Origin of the sequence: Dyella sp. 2YAF14 (assembly GCF_052114725.1) — a bacterium.
Taxonomy (GTDB): domain Bacteria; phylum Pseudomonadota; class Gammaproteobacteria; order Xanthomonadales; family Rhodanobacteraceae; genus Dyella.
This window is the reverse complement of sequence record NZ_JBFRFH010000001.1, coordinates 349767-370318: the sequence shown is the minus strand read 5'-3', so window position 1 is coordinate 370318 and position 20552 is coordinate 349767. Positions and strand designations below refer to the sequence as shown.

The 20552-nt window shown below is 64.6% G+C and carries 25 protein-coding genes; 14 read left to right on the top strand and 11 right to left on the bottom strand.

The window, feature by feature from the left end; genetic code table 11:
• The first annotated feature begins 43 nt into the window (after positions 1-43).
• Together AB4Y82_RS01770 and AB4Y82_RS01765 are read left to right on the top strand one after the other, a co-directional pair.
• On the top strand, positions 44-235 hold the full coding sequence (locus AB4Y82_RS01770) for a hypothetical protein (protein WP_441604535.1): 192 nt from the start codon (positions 44-46) through the stop codon (positions 233-235).
• A 9-nt stretch (positions 236-244) separates the two neighbouring features.
• The gene (locus AB4Y82_RS01765; protein WP_441604536.1) at positions 245-586 is read left to right on the top strand and encodes a hypothetical protein; all 342 of its coding nucleotides are present in this window, start codon (positions 245-247) and stop codon (positions 584-586) included.
• On the opposite strand, the gene AB4Y82_RS01760 is transcribed toward AB4Y82_RS01765, so the two are convergent.
• Positions 572-1444 (bottom strand): oxidoreductase, encoded by an 873-nt coding sequence (locus tag AB4Y82_RS01760; RefSeq protein ID WP_441604537.1) that lies wholly within the window; start codon positions 1442-1444, stop codon positions 572-574. The genes AB4Y82_RS01765 and AB4Y82_RS01760 overlap by 15 nt on opposite strands.
• 90 nt (positions 1445-1534) lie before the next feature.
• On the opposite strand from AB4Y82_RS01760, the gene AB4Y82_RS01755 reads away from it, so the two are divergent.
• Positions 1535-2467, top strand: a complete 933-nt coding sequence (locus tag AB4Y82_RS01755) for an AraC family transcriptional regulator (RefSeq protein ID WP_441604538.1) — start codon at positions 1535-1537, stop codon at positions 2465-2467.
• Positions 2468-2520: 53 nt separating this feature from the next.
• Here AB4Y82_RS01755 and AB4Y82_RS01750 read toward each other — a convergent pair whose 3' ends face one another.
• Positions 2521-3315 (bottom strand): SDR family NAD(P)-dependent oxidoreductase, encoded by a 795-nt coding sequence (locus AB4Y82_RS01750; protein WP_441604539.1) that lies wholly within the window; start codon positions 3313-3315, stop codon positions 2521-2523.
• A 202-nt stretch (positions 3316-3517) separates the two neighbouring features.
• On the opposite strand from AB4Y82_RS01750, the gene AB4Y82_RS01745 reads away from it, so the two are divergent.
• The gene (locus AB4Y82_RS01745) at positions 3518-3850 is read left to right on the top strand and encodes a putative quinol monooxygenase (RefSeq protein ID WP_441604540.1); all 333 of its coding nucleotides are present in this window, start codon (positions 3518-3520) and stop codon (positions 3848-3850) included.
• Between the two features lie 52 nt (positions 3851-3902).
• Here the strand turns inward: AB4Y82_RS01745 and AB4Y82_RS01740 are convergent, their stop codons facing one another.
• The 9 genes from AB4Y82_RS01740 to AB4Y82_RS01700 all read right to left on the bottom strand — a co-directional run bounded on the left by AB4Y82_RS01740 (position 3903) and on the right by AB4Y82_RS01700 (position 11099).
• Complete coding sequence (locus AB4Y82_RS01740) at positions 3903-4109, bottom strand: dodecin (protein WP_441604541.1); 207 nt, start codon at positions 4107-4109, stop codon at positions 3903-3905.
• Between the two features lie 96 nt (positions 4110-4205).
• Positions 4206-5093: a GTP cyclohydrolase FolE2 gene (gene folE2 / locus AB4Y82_RS01735; protein ID WP_441604646.1), complete on the bottom strand. Its 888-nt coding sequence runs from the start codon at positions 5091-5093 to the stop codon at positions 4206-4208.
• 67 nt (positions 5094-5160) lie between these two features.
• Positions 5161-6471 (bottom strand): S8 family serine peptidase, encoded by a 1311-nt coding sequence (locus AB4Y82_RS01730; protein ID WP_441604542.1) that lies wholly within the window; start codon positions 6469-6471, stop codon positions 5161-5163.
• Between the two features lie 10 nt (positions 6472-6481).
• Complete coding sequence (locus tag AB4Y82_RS01725; RefSeq protein ID WP_441604543.1) at positions 6482-7111, bottom strand: zf-HC2 domain-containing protein; 630 nt, start codon at positions 7109-7111, stop codon at positions 6482-6484.
• The gene (locus AB4Y82_RS01720) at positions 7108-7692 is read right to left on the bottom strand and encodes a sigma-70 family RNA polymerase sigma factor (RefSeq protein WP_441604544.1); all 585 of its coding nucleotides are present in this window, start codon (positions 7690-7692) and stop codon (positions 7108-7110) included. Before AB4Y82_RS01720 ends, AB4Y82_RS01725 begins: the two co-directional genes overlap by 4 nt.
• 62 nt (positions 7693-7754) lie before the next feature.
• Positions 7755-8402 (bottom strand): hypothetical protein, encoded by a 648-nt coding sequence (locus AB4Y82_RS01715; RefSeq protein WP_441604545.1) that lies wholly within the window; start codon positions 8400-8402, stop codon positions 7755-7757.
• 281 nt (positions 8403-8683) lie between these two features.
• A complete protein-coding gene (locus tag AB4Y82_RS01710) occupies positions 8684-9031 on the bottom strand; it encodes a c-type cytochrome (RefSeq protein ID WP_052950019.1) in 348 nt (115 codons plus the stop codon).
• Between the two features lie 72 nt (positions 9032-9103).
• Entirely contained in the window at positions 9104-10438 is a 1335-nt protein-coding gene (locus tag AB4Y82_RS01705) for a cytochrome C (protein WP_441604546.1), read from the bottom strand.
• A 52-nt stretch (positions 10439-10490) separates the two neighbouring features.
• Entirely contained in the window at positions 10491-11099 is a 609-nt protein-coding gene (locus AB4Y82_RS01700; protein WP_441604547.1) for a cytochrome b, read from the bottom strand.
• Between the two features lie 233 nt (positions 11100-11332).
• On the opposite strand from AB4Y82_RS01700, the gene AB4Y82_RS01695 reads away from it, so the two are divergent.
• The 10 genes from AB4Y82_RS01695 to AB4Y82_RS01650 are packed head-to-tail and all read left to right on the top strand — an operon-like array spanning position 11333 to position 20551.
• Positions 11333-11770, top strand: coding sequence for a sugar 3,4-ketoisomerase (locus AB4Y82_RS01695; RefSeq protein WP_441604548.1), 438 nt, complete (start codon positions 11333-11335; stop codon positions 11768-11770).
• Positions 11755-12420 (top strand): acetyltransferase, encoded by a 666-nt coding sequence (locus AB4Y82_RS01690; RefSeq protein ID WP_441604549.1) that lies wholly within the window; start codon positions 11755-11757, stop codon positions 12418-12420. Before AB4Y82_RS01695 ends, AB4Y82_RS01690 begins: the two co-directional genes overlap by 16 nt.
• Positions 12421-12425: 5 nt before the next feature.
• On the top strand, positions 12426-13370 hold the full coding sequence (locus AB4Y82_RS01685) for a hypothetical protein (protein WP_441604550.1): 945 nt from the start codon (positions 12426-12428) through the stop codon (positions 13368-13370).
• The gene (locus AB4Y82_RS01680; RefSeq protein ID WP_441604551.1) at positions 13363-14295 is read left to right on the top strand and encodes a GNAT family N-acetyltransferase; all 933 of its coding nucleotides are present in this window, start codon (positions 13363-13365) and stop codon (positions 14293-14295) included. Before AB4Y82_RS01685 ends, AB4Y82_RS01680 begins: the two co-directional genes overlap by 8 nt.
• Complete coding sequence (locus AB4Y82_RS01675) at positions 14295-15407, top strand: DegT/DnrJ/EryC1/StrS family aminotransferase (RefSeq protein ID WP_441604552.1); 1113 nt, start codon at positions 14295-14297, stop codon at positions 15405-15407. Before AB4Y82_RS01680 ends, AB4Y82_RS01675 begins: the two co-directional genes overlap by 1 nt.
• Complete coding sequence (locus tag AB4Y82_RS01670) at positions 15404-16654, top strand: O-antigen translocase (protein WP_441604553.1); 1251 nt, start codon at positions 15404-15406, stop codon at positions 16652-16654. Before AB4Y82_RS01675 ends, AB4Y82_RS01670 begins: the two co-directional genes overlap by 4 nt.
• A 2-nt stretch (positions 16655-16656) precedes the next feature.
• Entirely contained in the window at positions 16657-17601 is a 945-nt protein-coding gene (locus tag AB4Y82_RS01665) for a glycosyltransferase (RefSeq protein ID WP_441604554.1), read from the top strand.
• Positions 17598-18776 carry a hypothetical protein gene (locus tag AB4Y82_RS01660; RefSeq protein ID WP_441604555.1) on the top strand — a complete coding sequence of 393 codons (1179 nt, stop codon included), beginning with the start codon at positions 17598-17600 and terminating at the stop codon, positions 18774-18776. The genes AB4Y82_RS01665 and AB4Y82_RS01660 overlap by 4 nt, the downstream gene beginning before the upstream one ends.
• Positions 18777-18787: 11 nt before the next feature.
• Positions 18788-19645, top strand: a complete 858-nt coding sequence (locus AB4Y82_RS01655; protein ID WP_441604556.1) for a Wzz/FepE/Etk N-terminal domain-containing protein — start codon at positions 18788-18790, stop codon at positions 19643-19645.
• Positions 19646-19699: 54 nt separating this feature from the next.
• The gene (locus AB4Y82_RS01650; protein WP_441604557.1) at positions 19700-20551 is read left to right on the top strand and encodes a class I SAM-dependent methyltransferase; all 852 of its coding nucleotides are present in this window, start codon (positions 19700-19702) and stop codon (positions 20549-20551) included.
• Position 20552: the final 1 nt, after the last annotated feature.

The following is a 20552-nucleotide window of genomic DNA, read 5'->3' as shown; positions in this document are numbered from 1 at the left end:
CGGAGCCGAAGCTATGAATGAATGGCAATCGGCTTACTCGACCATGGCGGAAGTTGCCGCCACGTTGAGCGGGCTGCTGTTTGTTTCGCTATCCATGAAGCTGCATGCCGTCACCGGCGAGCACCGCGGGTGGATGTTGCTGGTCGCCAAGCGCAGTTTTTTCGACTTTCTGGCGGTGCTTGGGATCGCGCTCCTTCTGTTGATTCCCGCAGGTTCGCTGGTTTTCGTCGGCTGAACCGCTTTGTTGATCGCGACGGCCCGCATCGCCTGGCATGTCAAGCATTTGCGCGGTTATCGCAGCGCCGACGCGTTCAGGACCTCACTCACCGACTACTTCGTGCCGATGCTGGCCACGCTCATGCTTGCCTCGGCAGGCGTGGCGTTGCTGCGTTCCTCCACCATTTCGCCCAAGCTCATCTACGCCGCTGCCATTGCGTTGCTTTACGGGGCGTGCCAGAACGCGTGGCGTTTCTTGTTCAATAGCCGTGCCGGTTCTCGCCGCAATGTTCGATCGGGGAGTGAACCTTGGGGGAGCAGTGCCGACGCTGCTCCCGGTGACTGGCCGGCGTTGTCAGCCGTCCGTTGAACGGGTGATGGACTCCCATCGATCGATGTCCTCGCCGAGCAACGACAACTTCTGTCGCACCAGCTCGAGTGCATCGCTTCCCAGCAACAGGTGTGCTGGAGGCGAGTCATGGGCAATCAGCTCGAGCATGGCTCGTGCTGCTTTGACGGGATCACCAAGCTGCCGCCCGCTTTTTTGCTGGCGGGCTTCGCGGATGGGGTCGAACAGCCCGTCGTAGTCGGCAATGGAGCGGGGCGTGCGGACCATCGAGCGTCCTGCCCAGTCTGTGCGAAACGAGCCGGGGGCCACGGCTGTTACGGCAATGCCCAGGGGCTTCACTTCTTTGCCGACGGCTTCGGAAATGCCTTCGAGGGCAAACTTGCTGCCGCAGTAATAGGAGATGCCGGGCAGCGTGATATGGCCGCCCATCGAGGTGATGTTGAGGATGTGTCCCCGGCGGCGACTGCGCATGTAGGGCAGCACGGCCTTCATCATGGCCACGGCGCCAAAGACGTTCACATCGAACTGCCGTCGCATATCGGCCAGCGGCGACTCTTCCAGAATGCCTTCATGGCCATAGCCGGCGTTGTTGACCAGCACGTCCACCGGTCCCACGGTCTTCTCGATGTCGGCAACGACGCCATCGATGGCGTCGAAGTCAGTGACATCGAGCAGGCGCCCTGTGGCATCGCCGCCGGCAAGCGCTTTGAACTCCTCGCGCGCTTGCTCGTTTCGTACGGTCCCCACCACGCGATGCCCCATGGCCAGGGCCTCCTGGGCCAGGGCCCTGCCGAAGCCACTGCTGACTCCGGTAATCAACAACGTTTTGCTTGCCGACATGGCGACTGCACCTCGGGTTTGAATTTGGTGCTTGCACAATAGTGAATGACGGGAGGATATTTTACGTCTGATGTTCTTGAAGTATTGCCCATTCCTATGAGCCGACGCGTCTCATCCAAGCCCCAGGAGGTGCCGGTCGAAAGCCCATCGATGGGCAGCCTTGCTCGACAGCTTGCGCCGCAGGAGGGCTACAACCTCACTGCTTTGCCGGGGGTGCGAATCCTGCGTTCCGACCGCGCCCTGCACCGAACTCCGGTCTTGTACGACCCCGGCATCGTGATCGTGTGCCAGGGATGCAAGCGTGGCTATTTTGGCGACCAGGTCTATGTCTACGACGAGCAGCATTATCTGGCGGTTGGCGTGCCTGTCCCGTTTACGATGGAGTCGGACGGGACGCCGGAGCGTCCGCTTTTAGCCATCTATATGCATCTGGATTTCCAGGTCGCCGCCGATCTGATGCTGCAGATCGCCCAGCATCCCTCGCACGCCGTCCAGGATGCGCCCAGCAGCATGATGTCCAGCCCGATGGATCGGGCGTTGCAGACATCGGTAGTGCGCTTTCTTGAGGCATTGAATGAACCCCTGGACGCAGCGGTTCTTGGGCCCGGTCTCGTGCGGGAAATCTATTACCGCGTGCTCAGCGGGGCACAGGGTGCGGCGCTGCGCTCGACCCTGGAAATGCAGGGTGCTTTCGGCCGGATAGGAAAGGCGCTGCGCCACATCCATCTTGCCTACGCCCAGCCGATTCGTCTGGCGCAATTGGCCCGCGAAGCCGGCATGAGCGTGCCCACGTTCCACAGCCATTTCAGGTCGGTCACCCGGACATCGCCGATGCAATACCTGAAGTCCACGAGACTGCATCAGGCGCGACTGCTCATGGCTCGGCGGGACATGACGGCGGAAGCAGCCGCCTATGCCGTGGGATATGCCAGCGCGTCGCAGTTCAACCGGGAGTTCAAGCGCCTGTTCGGGCGCACGCCGGTGGCCGAAGTGCGGCGCATGCGCAACGACTTTGCGGTGCCCCCGATGCCAGCGGCATCGGACTTCGTTTCATCGCATTGAGGCTGCTGCGCCGACGGACGCCCGCATGATCGGGCGTCCGTCGAGCTTGCCGGTCAGGCGATCGAGCGCACCACGCCGCCGTCCACGCGCACCGATGCGCCGTTGGTGGCCGAGGCCTGTTCCGAGGCGAGATAGACCGAGAGATTGGCGACTTCCTCCACCGTGGCCAGGCGCTTGATCAGCGACGAGGGGCGATGGGTCTGGATGAAATCGCGCTCCACCTGATCCTGCGTGATGCCTTGGTCGCTGGCGATCTTGGCGAAGAAGTCGCCCACGCCTTCGGAGCGCGTCGGACCAGGGAGGATCGCATTGACGGTTACGCCGGTGCCGGCGAGCGACTCGGCCAGACCGCGCGACACCGCGAGCTGCGCCGTCTTGGTGGTGCCGTAGTGGACCATCTCGGCGGGAATCTGCAGGCCCGATTCGCTGGAGATGAACTGGATGCGGCCCCAGCCACGCTTGGCCATGCCCTGCGCATAGTGGCGCGAGAGGCGCACGCCGCTGAGCACATTCACTTCGAAGAAGCGCGTCCAGTCTTCATCGGGAATATCGAAGAACGCCTTGGGCTCGAAGATACCGAGGTTGTTGACCAGGATGTCCGCCTCAGGCACCTGTGCGATCAGCTGGCGCGCGCCCTCCGCGCTGCCCAGGTCGCCCGCCACGCCGGTGAGCCTGGCGTTCGGCACGGCGCTCTTGATGGTGGCGATGGCCTCGTCCACGCGGGCCTGCGTGCGGCCCGTGACGACGACGTGAGCGCCGGTGCCGGCAAGGCCGCTGGCGATGGCCAGGCCAATGCCGGCGGTGGAACCCGTGACAATGGCCGTGCGGCCGGTGAGGTCGATATGCATGCTTTTGACTCCGGAAGTAGGGGCGGAAAGGTGTGGTCGAACTGACCTGTCCGGGTCAGGTTGAGGCTGGCCACGTCAAGCGCAAGTCCACGCCGCGTCCCGTTCGATGAAATCGCATATGTTCATCGAAGGCCCCGGACGTGTTGGCATCGGGCGCGTCCGATCATGCATCACCCCTTCAACGCGTCCGAGTGTGATCCCCATGAACGAGACGATTGCCTTCATCGTGCGACTGCCGGCCAAGCATGCCCATGTGCGCGAACTCGAGCAGGGTCTGCTCGGCGTGCTTGATGCGATGGCAAGCGAACCGGATTTCGTCACCACTTATATGCATCAACAGCCCGACGATCCGGACACGTTCGTGTTGTATGAAGTGTGGGCGTGCAGCCGGGAGCATTTCATGCAGCATCACCTGGGCAAGCCGTATCGGCAGGCGTATGAGGCGCAGTTGGCGCAGTGGCTGCGGGCAGAACGGACCATCGACTTCCTGGATCTCAAGCGCAGCTATCACGCGGCGCCAGCGATGGCCGCGTGATCAACGCTGCGGTGGCAGGGCGCCTGTCGCCAATGCAGACAGGAAGCGCCCGCTATTCGATCGTGAAGCCGACCTTCAGCGTCACCTGCCAATAGGCCACCTGACCCTCGTCCACGTGCCCGCGTGTTTCGATCACGTGGAACCAGCGGATATTGCGGATCGTCTTGGAGGCATGCGCGATGGCGGTGCGGATGGCGTCATCACAGCTGGTCTTGGAGGAGCCGGTCAGTTCGATGGACTTGTAGACGTGGTCGGACATGCGCATGGTCTCCGTTGGGGTCCCATCCAGTGCATACCCACGCTCGCCAACGAGATGTGAAGGGCGGCACTGCCGCCCCGACATGCATGGCCCTGCTTATCGACGCTTGCTCGCGTACGCGACGGCGTCGTGCGCGTGCAGGCTCTCCTGGTGCTCCAGTCGCACATGGAAATCGGCGAGACGATCGTCGGCGTCCAGTACGCGCTGGATGCGGCGCGCGGCATCCTCGCAAAACATCAAATTGCCGCCGTTGGCGAGTGCGAAGGCCTGCTCGTCTTCGCGCTTGACCGCGGTCTGCACGGGCGTGCCGAGCGCCGCTTCCACCTGGTCGATCAGGCCGATCACATCCAGCGGAGCGCCGTGGGCGAGCCGTGCCGACACGTGCGCCACGCTGCGCTGGGCATGGGGCGTGGCCACGATGCCTTGCTCGCTGCCCAGCCAGGCGAACACATCGGCGTGCTGCACGGGCTCATGGGCAGGGAAGTCCTGCGCAAAACGCTGCTGGATCAGCTGGCGCGACAGCGCTGCCGAAGCAGGGCACGTCGATGAGTAGGTGATGTCGGTGGCCAGCGTCAGCTCGAAGCCCTCGTGACCAAGGGTGGCTTCGAGCGTGACCGGGTAGCTGCGCCAGCCGTAGTAATCGCTGCGCAGCGCCTTGCGCGGCGCCAACTGGTCGAAGCGCAAACGGATGCGCGCGCGATCGGCCAGCTCATGATGCGATTGCAGGAAGGCCCGCAGCAGCCGTTCCAGCGCAAACGGACTGAGCGCGGCAGCGCCCAGGTGTTCGTCGATCAACAGGTACAGGCGCGACATGTGGATGCCGCGGCGGTCGGTGCGCACCAGGTTGACGAAGGCATCCAGTCGCGCATGCACGCTTTGGATGTCTCCGTCGCCCGCGCCGATGCGCACGGGGGCGTCGATACCTGCCATGCCAACCCAGTCGAGTGGGCCGCCAAGATAGGGCTGGGCGGCGACATCGGGCATGCAGGAGGGGGATTCGGCAATCTGCTTCACGGTTGGGGATCCGCGATAAGGGAAGGAAACGGGGGCGTCAACGCCGCGAGGAACTGAGGTTCTTGTTGAGCGCGGTGACGGCGGCGGCAGCATCCACCTGACGCATGCCGCCCACCAGCTTGCTGCTGCTCAGCAGCAGCTCGCGGATGCTGCCTGGATCCAGGTTCGGCGATATCGACAGCAATAACGCAACAATGCCGCTCACATGAGCGGCAGCCATCGACGAGCCGGAGGTGAAATCGTAGCCCCCGCCGGGTTGAGTGGTCAGGATGTCGCTGCCTGGCGCGCTCAACACCTCGGGAGGCGCGGGCGTGGGCCCGCTCACGCGCACCACCAGCACACCGGGAGCGCTATCGGGAAACCCCCGGGTGCTGCCATTGGGCGGCATCGCGGCCACCACGATGCGCCGCTCCTCGAGCAGTTGCATCAACAGCTTGTTGAGCAGGGGATCGGACGGACCGCCCAGGCTGAGATTGATCACGCGCGCATCGGTATCGAGGATCGCGGCGAGCGCCTTGGCCAGGGTGAACGAGTTGCAGCGTGCGCCGGCTTCCACCGTGGTGGGGTACCAGCAAGCCTTGTAGCTGCTGATGATGGCTTTGGGCGCCATGCCCACGATGCCCACATGGTTGTCGCCGATGGCGCCGATGATGCCGGCGACTTCGGTGCCGTGCGCGTCGCGCTTGAACGCGGCATCGTCGCCATCCACTTCGTTGCTGGCGTCGTGGATGCGTCCTTGCAGGTCGGGGTGCGAGGTGTCGATGCCGGTGTCGACGATGGCGATCTCCACGTGATCGCCCTGGCTGCTGTTGTGCGCGAGCGCAGCGTCGGTCTCGACGAAGCCGCGTTGCAGGTCCGCATACGGATCGTTGTACTTGTGTGCGTCGTCGGTGTTCTGCGCGGAATACACGGTGTAATCCTGCAGCGGCTGGGCCAGCGCCACGCGTTCGTCCTTGGCCAGGGCGGCGAGCAGGTCATCCCGGCTCATGCCTGCGGGCGGTTCGAGCACGATGCAGTAGAGGCTCAGCGCCTTGATCGGCCAGCCTGCGACTTCATGCCAGCCGTAGTGCTCGCGCATGCTGTCGAGCATTGAAATGGCGCGCTGGCCCTTGCCGTAATTGGACGGCGGCGCATAGCCGAGCATGCTGGAGCCCGCGTGGGTCGGCGGCGGCTCCTGCGGGTTGGCCACCGCCAGCACGATGTCGCGCGAGCTGTTCATGCTGGCCACGTGGTCGCCGCCGGATGCGCCGGGGCCGACCGTCGCGCCAGGCAACGAGGAGGGGCGCGCCGCCGTGCACGCGCCCAACACCGTCATGGCCAGCAGTAGCAGCAGGGCGCGGATCTTCATGGGCACGTGTTCACGGACTCGTGGTGGCCGGTTCGGCAAGCCGGATGCCACGCATCGCGCGCAACTGCTGCAGCGTGTCCTGCGTGGCCGTCGCATGCTCCGGCACCACTGTGTACGCCCCCACATCGTTGGGGCCGCCCACCACCTGCAGCTGCAGCGAATGCAGCAGGTGGTCCCAGTCGGCCAGCTTCATGTTGGCGTCCGGCACCACGTGGATGGCGCCCGGCATGGCCACCGGCGATGGCTGGCTGAGGGTGCGATACGGTTGCGCAGCATCTTCGGACCACAGCTTCACGCCCAGCACGCCGATGCCCAGCGCCTGTACCAGCACGGCGGCCACCAGCGCACGCTGGAACCAGGTGCCGCTGCGCGCGTGCGCCGTGGTTTCCTGGACCTGGTCGTCGATGCGGGTCATCAGGCGCTTGAGGCCGACCTCCGGATCGAGCTGTACGTCCGTGGGTAGCGCAAGTGCAAGCCGCAACTGGCTCTGCTGCGCGAATTCCTCGCGGCAGGCCTCACATTGCGCAAGGTGCTCGGTGAGCCAGGCGCTCTGCTCCTGCGGGGCGCTGTCCTGCAGCACCCACGGCATCGCTTCCCAGGCTCGGGAACAGTCCCTGTCAGTATCCTTCGTCAACTTCATGGCACGCTCTCTTTCTGCGTGAGCTGGTCACCAGCCAAGGCTGGCAGTACGTTTCGTAATTTCACTCGGGCGTGGAACAGGCGCGCCTTCACCGTGCCCACCGGGCATTGCATGATGGTGGCCACGTCATCCAGCGTGTGGCCCACGCCATAAACCAGTTCCACCACCACGCGCTGGTCGGCCGACAGCCGCTCCATGCCCTTGCCCAGCCAGTCGCGCAGTTCGCGGTCCTCGCCGGGGTCGTGGGAGGGCATGCGGTCTTCGGGCATGCCTTCGTCGTCCACCGGTTCGTCGCCGCGCTGGCGCAGCGCCTTCAGGCCGCAGCGGTAGGCGATGCCGATGATCCAGGTGGACACCCGCGACTCGCCCTTGAAGCTGCCGGCCTTCTGCCAGACGATCCAGAAGCAGTCGTTGATGACCTCTTCGATCAGGTCGGCCCGCCGCGTCAGCCGCGACAGGAACCGGCACAAGCGTCCGTGATAGCTGCGGTAAAGCGTCGCCAGCGCGGCGCGGTCGCCCGCGACCATGCGTTGAAGCAGCAGGCGGTCTGTCTCGTCAGCGTCGATATCGGCGTCTTTCATGGCTAGAACTACCCATGGGGGTTACCACGTAAGTGCCCGCCCAGGCCGAAATGGTTGCGTGATCAAAAAGTGAACGAAATCGTGGCAACCCAAGGCGAGGCGGCCAAGTTTTCCGCCCGCATGGCATGGTCGACCACCATGCGATCGACCTCCACGCGCCACGGGCCCTGGCTCCAGATCAGGCCAAGATGCCCGTAGCCATAAGAGTTTACGCGGTCGCCGCCGTGATAGCCGTAACTGCTGTGGCCGTTGGGGTAGGTCACGTAATAGGGCACCTGGGCCTGGGCATAGCCGGCCCCCGCGGAAAACGAGAATTGCCAGGGCAAGGGCCAGTGGAAGCCCACGTCGGCGGCGCCGCGCAGCTTGTGGCTGCTGCTGCCGACGGGCTGGATGGCGGAGACGCCCAAGGTGAGCACGTCGCGGTAGATCCAGTTGGTGCTGGCTTCCACACGGTTGAAGGTGCCGCCGCCGCGGCTGGGATAGTCGTAGTAGATGAGCCCGGCCTGGAATTGCCAGTCCGGTGTCAGTCGCCAGTAATGGGATGCCTGCACGAAGGCTTCGGCCAGCGGCGAAAGATCGCGTACTTCCCCGCTGGCCGAGGCGCCGAAGACCCAGCCCGAGGGCAGGCTCACCGAGCCGGCCGCCTGCAGGATGGCGGTGTCGGGCGTAATCGCGAGGCCGCGATCCACCAGTTGGGAACTGAGCGCCACGGTGCCGCTCCAGGTCGCGGTCTGCGCCTGCGCCACTGGCCACGGCAGCCCGGCGCCCGTGGCCAGAGCCGCGAGCGCAAGGCGACGATGAAGCCGTCGCGGTATCACCTTCAGGCACCCACACCCGCACGCCGCGGAAGCTGGCCCGCCGCGGGAAGAGGTACCTGGCAATCACTGGCTAAAAAATCGACCTGCAACATCGGTCCTTTGAGCGAGCCGCGTCGGCGCCGTCCAAGGTTAGTAGGAGGAAGGCGTTTGTGCACACACCAGGCGCGGTGTTCTCAATGGTTCGATTGCAGATACGAGATCAGGTCGTCGAGCTGCTTGGCATCGTTGAGGCCCGAATACTTCATCTTGGTGCCGGGATTGGCCTGTTTTGCAGGCTGTGACAGGTACCAGTGCAGCTTGTCCTCGGTCCACACCCATTTCGCATTCTTCAGCGCATCGGAGTAGTTGTAGTCGGAAATGCTGCCGGCGTTGCGGCCCACGATGCCGAACAGGCTGGGTCCTTTCTTGTTCTTGCCTTCCCTGGGGCTGTGGCATTCGGAGCATTCCTGCTTGAACACATCTTTGCCGGCATCGGCGTCGCCGGCCAGCGCGGGCAGGGCGCCCGCGCCGTAGCACAACATACCGGTCATCAAGGCGCAGCGCGCCGCTCTTGCAAGCCTTGCTTTGGTCACGTCCAGGCTCCTAGGGGGGTGTCAGAACGCAACACTTGCGCTCAAGGTGAAGGCGTTGAGATCTTTCGCATCGGTGATCAGCGCGCCGGGCGGTGCACCGAAAATGTTTGCGCTGGCGCCGTTGAAGCGCGTGAAGCGGTACCACGTGGCGGCGAGTTTCAGATTGGCAAGCGAGGTGAACGAGTCGTCCTTGCCAAACGGCGTCCAGTACAAGGTGATCATGTTGGCGGTGCTGTCGGGCTTGCCATAAGGCGGGTAACGCGCCGGGTCCTGGCTGCCCGTGCTGATCAGATGCGCCACCTGCAGCGCGTAGCTCTGCTTGAAGGTGTAGGTCACGCTCAGTGTCTGATCGCGTGCGTTGCCGTTGGGCTTGGCCATGATGCCGTTGATGGTCGGCGTGCTGCCATAGTCGCGTTGTTCCAGGATGTTCACGTAGCTCGCCTGGATGATGTTCTCGCGATTGCCCAGGAACTGGTAGGTGAGGTCGTAGCCCAGATCGGTGATGTCGTCGCTGGGTCCATTGCGAGGCAACTGGCGCTTGGTGGTGAGCGCCACCACGCCGGCGGAGAAGAACTGCCGCTTCATGTCCTTCATATAAGCGAAGCGGAAATAACCGGTATCGCTGATATGGCCCGGATCGCTGGCCGGGTTGAAACCCAGGTGATCCTGCACCGAGGTCGGCATGGTGTTGTAGGTGCCGACTTCGCCGTACCAGTCATTGTTGTAAAGGGCATACACGCTGCCGCCGATCACGCGGTTGTAAAGCGTGTTCGCGCTGGACAGGTTGAGCAGGGTGCCGGACACGGCCGGCGGGCCCAGGCCCGACGCATACGGCAGTGCGGAAATCGGATCGTCGAATCCGGGGCTGTTGTTGACGCTCACGCCGACGATGGTGTCCTTGCCGGCGACCTTCAGATCCTTCGCCACGAAGCGCAGGTCCAGGTTGCTCAGCTTGGTGTTGTAGTGATCGTCGCCGGTGTTTTCCGTCACCACCTTGACGAAGCCGCCCAAGTGATCGCTGATGCGGCCGGCGAGATAGACGTCCACCTCGGTGAGCTCGGTGGTGTTGTCGCCGCGCGCGGGCACGTTGTGCGCGCCGGTGAGCTGCGCCGCCACCGGAATCTTGGTGCCCTGGCCGTCGGTGTCGGTGTAACCGTTGAGTTTGAAGCGCATGCCGTAGGGCGTGAGTGCCGGGCCGTAGGCGCCGGCGTGGCAGTCGGCGCAGGCGTTGCCGGTCTGGCGGGCATAGGCAGGCACGGCATGGGCGCGGTTGCTGGCCAGCATCAGGCATGCAATCAGCAGGATCCACGGCGCATACGCGGCCCGGTGCAGGATTCGGGTCAGAGAGGGCGACATGAAAGCTCCTTGTCTCGGGTGGTGCGGCGGTAGGGGCGGGCTCCGACGCTCATCAGGGACGACGCTTCGGCAACATCATGCGTAGCGTTCGGTCACGCAGTACAAAGTGGTGCCACAACGCGGCGCCCGCGTGCAGCGTGATGAAGGCAAGCAGCACCCAGGCCACATCCTGGTGCCAGGTGGTCAGCGTGTCGGCGAGGTCTTCGTCGCTGGCCACCAGCGTCGGCAGGGTGAGGCCGAGAAAATGCACCGGCTTGTCCTCGGCATTGCTGAGCGCCCAGCCCAACAGCGGCTGGACCAGCAGCAAGACGTACAACGCCACATGCGTCGACCCCGCGGCGAGGCGGAGCAGGGCGGAGGTATTGCCCTCGCTGGGCAGCTTGCCCACGCGGAAGCGGTACGCGACGCGGGCCACAAAGAGCAACAGAATGAACAGGCCGAAATGACGGTGGCCTTCCAGCAGCCACAGCCGCAGGCTGCGACCGTCCACCTGGTCGCGCCACAGGATGAGGGTGGCGGCAACGATGAGAAACAGCACCGTCAGCCAGTGCATGACGACCAGGGCGCGTGGCCGCGTCGGCGCGTCCTCCTGCAGGCGAGGATCAACGCTGGGCGTCTCGTCGGCATGCGTTGCTGGCGGCGCGTCTTTCTGCCATTCCATGTCCAGACCTCTGCATCTCAATCGGGGGCATCCACCTCGCACGCGTCCCTCCGGGAACGACCTGGGGACAGGGGGCGCGTGGAATGAAACTCACTTTGTGCGGGTATGTGCCAGGAAGGCGCGGAAAGGTTGTCGGGAATCTGACGGCCCGCGCGTGAGGCAACCTTTCGCGATGGGGCTGGCACTCAGTTGCGTGGGTCGTCGTCGACGGCCCCTGAGCCCCGGCCGAGAACATGGAAATCGAACGCGTCCAGTTGCAGAAACATGGCGATCACGGCGGCATGCTCATTGCCCTTGAGCAAGACCGCAACGTGCCCTTCGAAATTCGTCGCGTGTATTACATCTTCGCGACCCAGCACGATGTGCACCGCGGCAAGCATGCGCACCGCCATCTGCACCAGCTTGCCGTGGCCGTGCGCGGCTCGGTCACCTTCATGCTCGATGACGGCACCGGGCCGGTCGAGGTAGTGCTCAACGACCCGTCGCAGGGCCTGCTGCTTGGCCGCATGGTGTGGCGCGAGCTATACGACTTCAGCGACGACTGCGTGCTGATGGTGCTGGCCGACCATCTTTATGACCCCGCCGACTACATCACCGACTACGACGAGTTCCTGCGCGAAGTGCGCGGTGTCGTCTTTGCCACGGAACTGGTCGCATGCCAAAGCGCCTAGTCCTGATCGGGGCGGGCGAGATGGCGCAGATCGCCTGCGAATACTTCGAGCACGACAGTGACTACGAAGTCGCCGGCTTCAGTGTCGAAAGGCAATACCTGACCCAATCCACGCTGGCTGACCGGCCGGTGGTTCCCTATGAAGAACTGGAGACGCATTACCCGCCGGGGGAGTTCGATGCGTTCGTGGCCATTCCCGCCAGCCAGCTCAACCGCCTGCGTACGCGCTTCTACCTAGACGCCAAGCGACGCGGCTACAACTTCGCCACCTATGTGAGTTCGCGCGCCTTCGTGTGGCGCAATGCAGAGATCGGCGAGAACAGTTTCATCTTCGAGAACAATGTGATCCAGCCATTCGTTCGCATCGGCAACAACTGCATCTTGTGGAGCGGCAACCACGTGGGTCACCGCACGGTGGTGCGCGATCACGTATTCGTCGCTTCGCATGCCGTGATTTCCGGCTTTTGCGAAATCGGCGAGAGCAGCTTCATCGGGGTCAACACCACTTTCAACGACCACATCAAGGTGGCCGCGGACAACGTGATCGGTTCCGGTGCGCTGGTGCATCGGGACACCGAGCAAGGGCGCATCTACGTCGGCTCGCCTGCCAAGGCGGTGCCGGACCGATCCAGCTTTGACGTGAGGCTCTGACGCCCATGGCGGCGTGGCGCAAGCAGGGGCTGGTATTTGATACCGCGCGGCAGGGCGTGGGCGGGTGGATGCGTCATTCCGCCCTGACGCCTACGCCGTGGCGACTGGATGACGAAACCATCCGCGTCTACGCGGGGTTTCGCGACGAGGACGGGGTCAGCCGCATCGGCTATGTCGACGTGCGAGCGAGCGATCCTTCAAAAGTATTGCGGGTCAGTGCGGAGCCCGTGCTCGACATCGGGCGCGGCGGCTGTTTCGACGACAACGGCATGATCCTGGGTGACATCGTGCAGGCGCCCGGTGGCCTGCATATGTTCTACGTGGGTTTCCAGCGCGTGGCACGCGCGAAGTTCCTGGCCTTCACCGGCCTGGCCGTGTCCACCGACGGCGGCGAGCATTTCGAGCGCGTGCAGGAAACCCCCATCCTCGACCGCGCGCCGGGACGCAGCACCATAGCGGCCGTGCACTCGGCCATGTTTGAGGGCGGGCAATGGCGCCTGTGGTATGCCGTGGGTGATGACTGGGAAGTCATCGACGGGCGTCCATTTCCCCGCTACCACATTCGTTGCGTGAGCACCGACGACCTCTCGCGTATCCCACGCGAGGACCACGTCTGCCTGCAGCCGCGAGGCAGCGAGTACCGCATAGGGAGACCGCGCGTGTATCGCATGAATGGCCGGTACGCGATGTATTTCACCCGCGGCAACGTCGGCGGCGATTATTTCCCTGGCGTGGCCTTCAGCGACGACGGCATCCACTGGGAACGCCGCGACGAGGCCCTGGGCATGGCCTTGTCCGAGAGCGGCTGGGACTCGCGGACCATCTGCTACCCGGCCTTGATCGAGCGCGGCGACGACGTACTGATGTTCTACAACGGCAACGACATGGGCCTGGATGGCTTCGGCGTGGCCGTGGCCCGCGAGCCGCTGGCGGGGATGGCGCATGTTTAGGCTGCGCCCGTATCGCGCCGAAGACGCCGCCGCGTGGGACGCCGTGGTGGGCCGTTCGCGCAACGGCAACTTTCTGCATCGACGCGGCTACATGGACTATCACGCCGATCGTTTCCTCGACAGTTCGCTGGTGGTGGAACGCGGCACCGAGATCGTCGCCGTATTTCCCGCCAGCCGTCGCGACAACGTGGTCACCAGCCATGGCGGCCTGACCTATGCCGGCCTGATTACTACCCACGACCTGCGCGCCGACTCCACCTTGTCGGTGTTCGAGATGATGGGCGAGCACTACCAGCAGGCGGCCGTGGATCGCCTGATCTACAAGGCGGTGCCGCATATCTTCCATGCCTATCCGTCGGAAGAGGATCTCTACGCCCTGCAGCGGGTGGGCGCCAACCTGAAGCGGCGCGACATCTCCTCGGTGGTGCCGCTGCAGCACGCCGTCGGGTTTTCCGAGGCGCGCCGGCGGGCGATCCGGCGTGCGCGTGCGATGGGCGTGGAAGTTCGTCGCAGCGACGATCTGGCCGGCTATCACGCGCTGCTTGGCGACGTGCTGCGCCGGCACGACGCCGTGCCGACGCACACCCTGGCCGAGCTGCAACTCCTGCGCTCGCGCTTTCCGGGACAGATCACCTTGCACGAAGCGCGGCAGGGCGATCTGCTGCTTGCCGGTGCGCTGGTCTACGACTTTGGCCGCACGGTGCATACGCAATACCTCGCCGCGTCGGAGGAGGGCAGGCGCGTCGATGCGCTGAGCCTGCTGCTGGGCAGCCTGGTCACCGAGGCCTATGCGGACCGCAGTTATCTGAGTTTCGGCATCTCGACCGAGCAGGAGGGCACGGTGCTCAACAGCGGCCTGATCGCGCAGAAGGAATCGTTCGGCGCCCGCGGCATCGTGCACGATATCTACGAGTGGGTGCTGTGATGGACGTGCCCTTTCTCTCCCTGCGCGACGTCAATGCCCGTTACGCCGACGAGCTGAAGGCGGCTGCGTCGCGCGTGATCGACTCGGGCTGGTACGTGATGGGTGATGAACTGGCCGCGTTCGAGCGCGAGTTCGCGGGGTACTGCGGCGTTGCCCATGCCGTGGGCGTGGGCAACGGTCTGGATGCCTTGTCGCTGATCCTGCGTGGCTACAAGGAACTCGGTGCGCTGCGCGACGGCGACGAAGTCATCGTTCCCGCCAACACCTTCATCGCCACCTTGCTGGCGATCACCGCCAATCAACTGGTGCCGGTGCTGGTGGAGCCGGATCCGGCGACCTTCAACCTTGATCCGCAGCGCGTGGAGGCGGCCATTGGCCCACGCACGCGCGCCATCATGCCGGTGCACCTGTACGGCCAGCTGGCGGATATGGCCGCGCTATCGGGCATCGCCGGCCAGCACAAGCTGCTGCTGATCGAAGATGCCGCCCAGGCGCACGGCGCCAGCAGCAAAGGGCAGCGCGCGGGCGCTTTCGGCGACGCGGCCGGATTCAGTTTTTTCCCGGCCAAGAACCTGGGCGCGCTGGGCGATGGCGGCGCCATCGTCACCAACGACGACGAACTGGCGGCGCGCGTGAAAGCCTTGCGCAACTACGGCTCGGAAGTGAAGTACCAGCATCTGTACCAAGGCGCCAATTCGCGACTGGATGAAATCCAGGCCGCCATGTTGCGGGTGAAGCTGGCGCATCTGGATGAGGAGGTGGCGATCCGCCGCGAAGTGGCCAGCCGCTATCGCGCAGGCATCGATCACCCCCGCATCGTGTTGCCGCGCGTCGAGAGCAATGAGCGCCACGCATGGCATCTGTTCGTGATTCGCTGTGGCCAGCGCGACGCGCTGCGCCGACATCTGGAAGCCCAGGGCGTGCATAGCCAGGTGCATTACCCGGTGCCGCCGCATCGCCAGGCGGCGTATCCGTCCTTGCACACGTTGAGCCTGCCCATCACCGAGCAGTTGCACGATGAAGTGCTGAGCTTGCCGATGGGGCCGACCATGAATGACCAGGCGATCGACCGCGTGGTCGCCGCCTGCAATGCATTCGAGCGTGCGCCATGAACATCCTGCGCGCCGGTTTCTATGCCTCCTTCGCCACCGCGGCAAAACTGCTCGCGGGCCTGGTGATACTCAAGCTGGTGGCGTGGATGGCGGGGCCGGAGGGCGTGGGCCGGCTGGGCCAGTTCATGAGCCTGATGTCCATGCTGGCGGTGCTGGCCGGCGGCGGCATCAGTGCGGGCGTGGTCAAGTACGTCGCCGAATATCGGGATCATCCCGAGCGCCTGTCGCGTCTGCTGTCAGCCGCGCTGTGGTATGCGCTGTGTGCGTCCTGCCTGATCGGCTGTCTCGGCCTGCTGCTCAGCCGGCAACTGGCCGGCTGGCTGCTGGGCGATATCCGCTATCAGGGCTTGATTGCCGTGCTGGCGGCTGCGCAATTGGGCATTGCGCTGATCAACTACATCCTTGCCGTGATCAATGGCTTCATGGATGTGAAGCGCCTGGCCTTCGTGCAGGCGCTGGGTTCGTTGCTAAGCATCGTGGTGGCCTTGCTGCTGGCGCGCTGGCTGCAGCTCTACGGCGCGCTGCTGGCGCTCGTGATCGGGCAACTGCTGGTGCTCGCCGTGGGCCTGCCGGCGTGGTGGCGCAGCCCGTATTTCCACCGCGGCATGTTGCGCATTCGTTTTGACCGCGACATGACGCTGCGGCTGGCGACCTTCTCGGTGATGACGCTGACCTCCGCGCTGGTGCCGCCGCTGGTCAATATCGCCGTGCGCGATCATCTGGCCGCGCAGTTCGGCTGGGGGCAGGTGGGTTACTGGCAGGCGGTGAGCAAGGTGTCGGACGCCTATCTGTTGTTCCTCACTACCGCCATCAATGTCTACTACCTGCCGAAACTGGCCTCGACCCACGAGCGCGCGCCGCTGCTGGCGGAACTGCGCCTCGCCTATCGCTACATCATGCCGGCCGTGCTGCTGCTGGCGGTGGGCATCTATGTCTGCCGCGGCTGGGTGACGGCGCTGCTGTTCAGCGCGGATTTCTCCGCCGCCAACAGCCTGTACGCGCCGCAGCTGGTCGGCGACGTGGTGAAGATCGCCTCGTTCGTACTCTCCTACGTGATGCTCGCCAAGGCCATGACGCGGCTGTTTGTGGCTTCGGAATTCGCCTTCGCGATCAGCTATGTGGTGCTGGTGTACCTGTTCACCGCGCGCTTCGGGCTGGTCGGGGCGATGTACGCATTTACGGTGAACTACGCGCTGTACCTGGTCTTCAACGTGATCGTGGTTCGCCGCTACCTGAGGGAGCTATGACGATGAACGACGCCAACTCGACGGGGGCGCGCATGCCGCTGGTCTCCATCCTGGTGCCCGCGTTCAATCACGAGCGGTTCGTGGAACGCTGCCTGGACAGCGTGCTGGAGGATCCGTACCCGTGCAAGGAAATCGTGATCATCGATGACGGTTCCACGGACGATACGGGTCTGCGCATTGCCGCGTGGATCGCCAGGCACGGCAACGACGTGCCGGTGGAGTACGTGCGTCGCGCCAACAAGGGCGTGGCGGCCACGCTCAACGAGCTGGCGGCGCGGGCGCGTGGCGAATTTCTGCGGCTGGGCGCGAGCGACGATTACCTGCTGCCGGGCGGCCTCGACGCGCAGGTCGACTATCTGCTGGCGCATCCCGACAAATGGGCGGTGATCGGCGATTCGGAAGTGGTGGATCAGGACGGACATCGCCTGTACGACAGCGGCATGCGCGACCTGCACCACGCGGACAAGGGGCTGTATGGCAGTGCCGAGGGCATCCGCCGCGCGGTGATCACCCAGTGGGCCATCGGTGGGCCGGTGACGCTGGTGCGCCGCCGCGCGCTGGAAACCGTGGCCGGCTGGAGCGAGACCCTGCGTATCGACGACTGGGATTTCTTCCTGCGCCTGGCCGCGCATGATGCGATCGGCTTCATCGATCGCAATGTGTGCGCCTACCGCATCCATGGCAACAACTTGAGCCGCACGCGCGACACGCGTACGCGCATCCATAACCTGATGGAGGCGCGCGACGTGGCCATCCGGCGCTCGGCCATGTTCGAAGAGCCGTATCGCACCCTGCTGCTGGCGCAGTCGCATCACATGGGCGCCAAGATCGCCTTCCTCGAGCGACGGGTGTGGGCGGTGGGCGTGCACATGGCGGGCTACGCCTTGCTGAGGTTGATGTCGCGCACGCGCAGCCGCTGGCCGCACCACCAACTGGAGCGGGCATGAAACAATTGCTGCGCCTGCCGTCGTTCTATATCAGCTTTCCGCTGCTGCTGACCTGCGGGCTGACCCTGCTCAGCTACGACCTGCCGCCGGATTACCTGCAGGGCATCCTGTTGCTGGCGGTGATGGCGGTCGCCATCTTTGTGTTCGATGCGGTGGCTGGCATACGGCTGCCGCGCAGCACGGTGTTCCGTCATCGCGATTACGTGGGCACGCGCGACGGCCTGGTCGCGCTGCTGTTTGCCGGCTTGATCGTGGTGTTCTGCGCGCTCGATCTCACCCTGTTTCCCATCCCGTTGTTCGCGACGCCGTCGGCCTACGCGAACATGGAGGGCGGTCGCGATCATATCCGGCACGTATCGGACATGTGCTGGGTGCTGCCACCCATCGGCCTGCTCTGCGCGCGCAACAAGTGGCTGCGTGCGGCGCTGGTGGTGGCGGGTTTGCTCTTCCCGGTGCTGGTGATCGATCGCAACCGCATCTTCGCCGCCTTGTTCTCGATGGCGCTGATCTTCCTGTTCCGTCGCGACGACGCGCGCCCCTTGCCGTGGAAGACCGTCACCGTGCTGGCGGTGGGCGGGGCGGTGATGTTCTCGGTGTTGGGCATCCTGCGTTCGGGCACGCTCGACTACGTGACGCTTCCCTTCAGCGACATGTACAAGGCCTCGCCGCAAGGCGTGAAGTGGTTGCTGCTCTACGCCAGCGCGGGGCCGTACAACTTCGGCTCCATTCTCGCCAAGCACTACACGGACAGTCATTTCCTGATCAATCAGCTGGTGCCGATGTCCGGTTCGATTGCCACGGCCGGCACGGGCATCCCGCTGGATGCAGCGAACATCAACGTGGGCACGGAGTTCTTTCCGTTCCTGATGGCGTTCGGCCCCGTCGGCGCCGTGGGATCGATGGTGGCGCTTTACGCGTTGCTACTGTGGAGCGTGCGGCGGTTGCAGCCCACCGTGCCGCTGTTTGGCTGGCTGATCTTTCTGCGCGTGTCCTATACCTGCCTGATGGCGCCGTTCGCGCCGCAAGCCTTCACCTGGACCAATGCCGGTTTCATCCTGCTGTGCCTGCTGATGCAGCTGATTGCGGCGCTGCTGCCGAACCGCCGGCACGCCCGTCCCCAACACTCCCATGCCCACGCGCTGCCGAGCGGCGTGGTCCCACCTTCTCTTCCATGAGTCACGCCATCATGCAAAACGACGAAGTCTACGTAATGGATCTATGGCACATCCTGGCGCGCGAATGGGCGTGGTTCCTGGCCGGCCTGCTGGTGGTGCTGCTGGCGGTGTTTGCGTATGCGCACACGGCGCGACGACAGTGGGAAGCCACGGCGTTCATCCAGATCGGGCAGGTGCCGGCGCTTCAGGGTACCGATCCCAAGGTGGAGCCCCTGGCGCGCGTCCTTGAACGTCTTCAACTGGTGCCGTTCCAGAACCACGTACTGGCCAATCTGGGCATCAAGGAAGACGCGCCGGAAGCGAAGCTGTATCGCAAGAGCGTGAAACTGGATCCCTTGCCCTATGCCGGCCCCCTGATCAAATTCAGCGTGCGCGGCTGGTCGCCCGAGCAGGCGCGCAAGTTCGCCGAGGCCACCGTGGCGGAGTTGCAGGTCGTGCATCAGGCCTTGATGGCCAAGCCGCTGGCATTGACCCAGGCGCGCCTGGATGAAGTGAGTGCGGACCTGAAGGCGGCCGAGGCCGAACGCAGCCAGTTGTTGCAGGCGGCCACGCCGGCAGGTGCCCATGACAAGGATGCGCAGGGCGCGGGCGTCGCCTCGATGCTGTTGACGGCCACGGATGCGCAGATCCGCGAGCTGCGCCAGACGCAGGGCGAGCTCAGCGTGCGCCTGGCCCATAACTTCACCTACCAGACCTCGCTGATGTGGCCGGTTTACGTGCCTCAAGGGCCGGCATCCCCGAATCTTGCGCTGATCTGGGGCATGGGCGTGCTGTTTGGCCTGTCGTTGGGCGTGTTGGCTGCGATCGTGCGCAATGCGCTGCGCCGCGCGCATGTCGCCACGGTCTCATTCAACCAAACACACGCCTGACGGCACCTACAACGGACCGCATGCGCGGTCGCATCGATCAACCTGCAAACACTGTTGGAATCAGCCATGGAACAAGCGAGCCGGCGCCCCCTGGAAGCCACCTTGAACGAGGCGCAACTGCTCGACACGCAGCGCGCCTTCGACAGCGTGGCCGCCGACTACGACGGTCCGCGCGGCAACAATGAGCTGATCCAGCGCATGCGCGTCACCCTGTGGAATACCGTCTGCCGCGAGGTGCCGGCCAACGGCCAGCTGCTGGACATCGGCTGCGGCACGGGGATCGATGCGCTGGAATTCGCCGGCCGCGGTTACCAGGTGGTGGCCACCGACTGGTCGCCGGCGATGGTGGGACGCACGCGCTCGCGCGCCGCCGTGGCGGGTCTGGAATCGCATGTGGAGGCCAGGCATCTTGGCGTGCAGCAACTGGATCAGCTGCAGGAACAGTTCGACGGCATCTATTCCAATTTCGGTCCGCTCAATTGCGCACCCGACCTGCACGCGGTGGCCGAGCAGTGCGCACGGCTGCTCAAGCCCGGCGGCAAACTGATCTTCTCGGTGATCGGACGCATCTGTCCGTGGGAAATGGGGCACTACGCGATGCGTGGACGCTTCCGCCGCGCCAGCGTGCGCGGCACCCGCGGTCCCGCTGCGGTGGGCATGAACAAGCACACGATCTGGACTTATTACTACCTGCCGCGCGAGTTCTACCGGGCGTTCGCCGATCTGTTCACACTGGACGACTATCGCGCGCTCAGCCTGTTCATGCCGCCGCCCTACCTGGTGGACTACTACCGTCGCCGCAAGCCCTGGTACGAGAAGTTGGGCCGACTCGACGACCGCCTCGGCGCGCTGCCCTTGCTGCGCGACATGGGCGATCACTTTCTGATCGTGATGCGCAAGCGCTGAC

Excerpts from the sequence above, each read along its gene's own strand:
- AB4Y82_RS01665 (WP_441604554.1), top strand. The coding sequence starts at position 16,657 with ATGAACGACGCCAACTCGACGGGGGCGCGCATGCCGCTGGTCTCCATC.
- AB4Y82_RS01670 (WP_441604553.1), top strand. The coding sequence starts at position 15,404 with ATGAACATCCTGCGCGCCGGTTTCTATGCCTCCTTCGCCACCGCGGCA.
- AB4Y82_RS01740 (WP_441604541.1), bottom strand. The coding sequence starts at position 4,109 with ATGTCCGACCACGTCTACAAGTCCATCGAACTGACCGGCTCCTCCAAG.
- AB4Y82_RS01705 (WP_441604546.1), bottom strand. The coding sequence starts at position 10,438 with ATGTCGCCCTCTCTGACCCGAATCCTGCACCGGGCCGCGTATGCGCCG.
- AB4Y82_RS01700 (WP_441604547.1), bottom strand. The coding sequence starts at position 11,099 with ATGGAATGGCAGAAAGACGCGCCGCCAGCAACGCATGCCGACGAGACG.
- AB4Y82_RS01675 (WP_441604552.1), top strand. The coding sequence starts at position 14,295 with ATGGACGTGCCCTTTCTCTCCCTGCGCGACGTCAATGCCCGTTACGCC.
- AB4Y82_RS01695 (WP_441604548.1), top strand. The coding sequence starts at position 11,333 with ATGGAAATCGAACGCGTCCAGTTGCAGAAACATGGCGATCACGGCGGC.
- AB4Y82_RS01725 (WP_441604543.1), bottom strand. The coding sequence starts at position 7,111 with ATGAAGTTGACGAAGGATACTGACAGGGACTGTTCCCGAGCCTGGGAA.
- AB4Y82_RS01660 (WP_441604555.1), top strand. The coding sequence starts at position 17,598 with ATGAAACAATTGCTGCGCCTGCCGTCGTTCTATATCAGCTTTCCGCTG.
- AB4Y82_RS01750 (WP_441604539.1), bottom strand. The coding sequence starts at position 3,315 with ATGCATATCGACCTCACCGGCCGCACGGCCATTGTCACGGGTTCCACC.
- AB4Y82_RS01685 (WP_441604550.1), top strand. The coding sequence starts at position 12,426 with ATGGCGGCGTGGCGCAAGCAGGGGCTGGTATTTGATACCGCGCGGCAG.
- AB4Y82_RS01745 (WP_441604540.1), top strand. The coding sequence starts at position 3,518 with ATGAACGAGACGATTGCCTTCATCGTGCGACTGCCGGCCAAGCATGCC.
- AB4Y82_RS01655 (WP_441604556.1), top strand. The coding sequence starts at position 18,788 with ATGCAAAACGACGAAGTCTACGTAATGGATCTATGGCACATCCTGGCG.
- folE2 (WP_441604646.1), bottom strand. The coding sequence starts at position 5,093 with ATGCCCGATGTCGCCGCCCAGCCCTATCTTGGCGGCCCACTCGACTGG.
- AB4Y82_RS01770 (WP_441604535.1), top strand. The coding sequence starts at position 44 with ATGGCGGAAGTTGCCGCCACGTTGAGCGGGCTGCTGTTTGTTTCGCTA.
- AB4Y82_RS01710 (WP_052950019.1), bottom strand. The coding sequence starts at position 9,031 with ATGTTGTGCTACGGCGCGGGCGCCCTGCCCGCGCTGGCCGGCGACGCC.
- AB4Y82_RS01720 (WP_441604544.1), bottom strand. The coding sequence starts at position 7,692 with ATGAAAGACGCCGATATCGACGCTGACGAGACAGACCGCCTGCTGCTT.
- AB4Y82_RS01730 (WP_441604542.1), bottom strand. The coding sequence starts at position 6,471 with ATGAAGATCCGCGCCCTGCTGCTACTGCTGGCCATGACGGTGTTGGGC.
- AB4Y82_RS01690 (WP_441604549.1), top strand. The coding sequence starts at position 11,755 with ATGCCAAAGCGCCTAGTCCTGATCGGGGCGGGCGAGATGGCGCAGATC.
- AB4Y82_RS01680 (WP_441604551.1), top strand. The coding sequence starts at position 13,363 with ATGTTTAGGCTGCGCCCGTATCGCGCCGAAGACGCCGCCGCGTGGGAC.